Below are 2614 nucleotides of genomic sequence, written 5' to 3'. Positions count from 1 at the left end.
GTCCGTCGTGGTCCTCGCCCTCGCCCGGCCCTGCGCTGTGCCCGCCCGGCGGCGGGGCCGGCTGCGCGACCGCACCACCCGAGGTCAGGACCGTACCGACGACCAGGAGCGCCGCTCCGAACAGCCCCGCGGCCGTCCCCCCGCGGCGGCCCGCCGCCCCTCCCCCTGTGCCCACCGACCGGCCCCTTTCCCGAGCACCCGCTCCCGTAGGAGACACTTGGATTCTGTCAGTCCCTACCTTGGAGGAACCGTTGGAGTTCGACGTCCTTATCGAAATCCCGAAGGGCTCTCGTAACAAGTACGAGGTCGACCACGAGACCGGCCGTCTGCGGCTCGACCGGATGCTCTTCACCTCGACCCGCTACCCGGCCGACTACGGCTACGTCGAGGGCACGCTCGGCGAGGACGGCGACCCGCTGGACGCCCTGGTCATCCTGGACGAGCCGACCTTCCCGGGCTGCCTCATCAAGTGCCGCGCCATCGGCATGTTCCAGATGACCGACGAGGCCGGCGGCGACGACAAGCTGCTCTGCGTCCCGGCGACGGACCCGCGCTGGGAGCACCTGCGCGACATCCACCACGTGTCGGAGTTCGACCGCCTGGAGATCCAGCACTTCTTCGAGGTCTACAAGGACCTGGAGCCGGGCAAGTCCGTCGAGGGCGCCAACTGGGTCGGCCGCGCCGAGGCCGAGGCCGAGGTCACCGCTTCGATCAAGCGTCTGGCGGAGCAGGGCGGCCACTGAGCCGTCGTTCCGATCCCACTCGGCCGGGGACGGTCGGAGGCAGGTCGGGACAGCCCGGGGCCGGGGTTCGCGGATTCGTCCGCGGACCCCGGCCTCTGTCGTGTCCGGGGACGGGACGTCTTGCCGACAGCCTGTCGGCAAGACGTGAGGTTAGGTTAGGCTAACCACACATTCAGCCGATTCCCACCGGCCGATCCCGGACCCTGGAGGCCGCATGCCCACGCCCGCGCCCGCCCCGTTCTCCACCGTGCTCCGCACCGCCAGCAGCGAGGAGCACGAGGCCGCCGAACAGTCCTCGTTCATGAGCCGGCTGCTGGGCGGCGGTCTCGGGATCGAGGCGTACGCCGACCTCACCGGCCAGCTCTGGTACGTCTACCGGGCCCTGGAGGACCGGGCCGAGCAGCTCGCGGAGCACCCGCTGGCGGGCCCCTTCATCGACCGGTCGCTGCTGCGCACCGCCGCCATCGAGCGCGACCTGGCGCACCTGCGCGGGCCCGACTGGCGGGACGGCCTGGCCCCGCTGCCGGCCACCGCCGCGTACGTCGCCCGGCTGGAGGAGCTGGCCGCCGAGTGGCCGGCCGGGTACCTCGCGCACCACTACACCCGCTACCTGGGCGACCTGTCGGGCGGTCAGATCATCCGGGGCATAGCGGAGAAGACCTGGGGCTTCGAGCGCAAGGGCGACGGCGTGCGGTTCTACGTCTTCGAGGAGGTCGACAACCCGGCCGCCTTCAAGCGCGAGTACCGGGCGAAGCTGGACGCGGCCGGGGAGGCGATGGACGAGGTCGAGCGGCGCCGGGTGGTCGAGGAGTGCAAGCGGGCCTTCGTGCTCAACGGGGCGGTCTTCCGCGACCTGGACACGCGCTACCCGCTGAGTGCGTAAACGTTCCTCCTTACCCCGGTCACGGGAAACGGCCCCGGCGAGCGTTTGCTCGCCGGGGCCGTTTCGGCACTCCGTCCGGGCGTCAGGCCTGGACCGCGCCACGGCGGTTGCGCACCAGGACGGTGGCGCTGCCGCCGACCAGCAGCAGACCGGCCGCGGTGGCCAGCAGCGGGACCACCGGGGTGTCCGCGCCGGTGGCGGCCAGCGAGCCGCCGCCCGTACCGCTCAGGCCGCCGGTGGTCAGCGAGGCCCCACCGGAGGTACCGGTGCCGGTGCCCTGGCCGCCGCCGGCCGCGGAACCGCCGCCGGCGCTGCCGTTGCCGGAGGAGCCGGCCGGCGGCAGCTTGGCGTCCTTGTCGAAGGCGAGGGTGGCGCTGACCGGGTCCAGGGCCGTACCGGCCGGGTAGTTGGAGAAGGCCGGCACCCCCTCGGCGGTGAGCGTGGCCGGAACGCCGGAGAGCGTCACCACGCCGCCGACCGGCTTCAGGGCGGCGGCCGGGACGTCCAGCCGGGCGATCCTGACACCGCTCAGCGAGGTCGAACCGCCGTCCTGGGAGTTGCCGTTGACGTCGGCGGTCAGGAAGGCGCCGTCCCGGTCGATGGTCAGGCCCAGCTTGGAGAGCGTGGTGTCCAGCGCCCAGCCGTCCTTGCCGGGGTGGCCGAGGAAGCGGACCGAGCCGTTGAAGGCGGCGCTCAGGGAGTGGTCGGTGGTGTTGTAGGCACCGGTGGCACCGCCGAAGCGGTAGTCGGCCGCGCCGCCGCCGAACTCGACCTTCCCGGCGGCCATCGGGGACTCCAGGTACGTGCGGAAGCTCTCCTTGACCTTCCAGTCCAGCGTCCCGTTCACCACCGGCAGGGTGGCCGGGGCCGTGCCGGGGCCCCCGCTCGCGGACGGGGAGGCGGTGGCGCCGGGCGCCTGGGTGGCCGACGGCGAGGAGCCGGCCGAGGGGGTGCCGGACGACGGGGCCGCGGTCGGCGTGCCGGTGGC

At 73.2% G+C, this 2614-nt stretch carries 3 protein-coding genes; 2 read left to right on the top strand and 1 reads right to left on the bottom strand.

Features of this window, described 5'->3' with window-relative positions:
* Nucleotides 1–251 precede the first annotated feature (251 nt).
* Both AE652_RS39270 and AE652_RS39265 read left to right on the top strand, forming a co-directional pair.
* The gene (locus AE652_RS39270; protein WP_030244505.1) at nt 252–743 is read left to right on the top strand and encodes an inorganic diphosphatase; all 492 of its coding nucleotides are present in this window, start codon (nt 252–254) and stop codon (nt 741–743) included.
* Nucleotides 744–957: 214 nt separating this feature from the next.
* Nucleotides 958–1626 (top strand): heme oxygenase (biliverdin-producing), encoded by a 669-nt coding sequence (locus AE652_RS39265; RefSeq protein ID WP_049660339.1) that lies wholly within the window; start codon nt 958–960, stop codon nt 1624–1626.
* An 82-nt stretch (nt 1627–1708) separates the two neighbouring features.
* On the opposite strand, the gene AE652_RS39260 is transcribed toward AE652_RS39265, so the two are convergent.
* Nucleotides 1709–2614, bottom strand: a 906-nt coding sequence (locus AE652_RS39260; RefSeq protein WP_049660338.1) for an HtaA domain-containing protein, incomplete at its 5' end; no start/stop codon positions are given.

Source organism: Kitasatospora sp. MY 5-36 (assembly GCF_001182915.1).
GTDB lineage: Bacteria > Actinomycetota > Actinomycetes > Streptomycetales > Streptomycetaceae > Kitasatospora.
The sequence above is the reverse complement of the archived record's forward strand: the minus strand, read 5'-3'. Positions and strand labels throughout refer to the sequence as shown.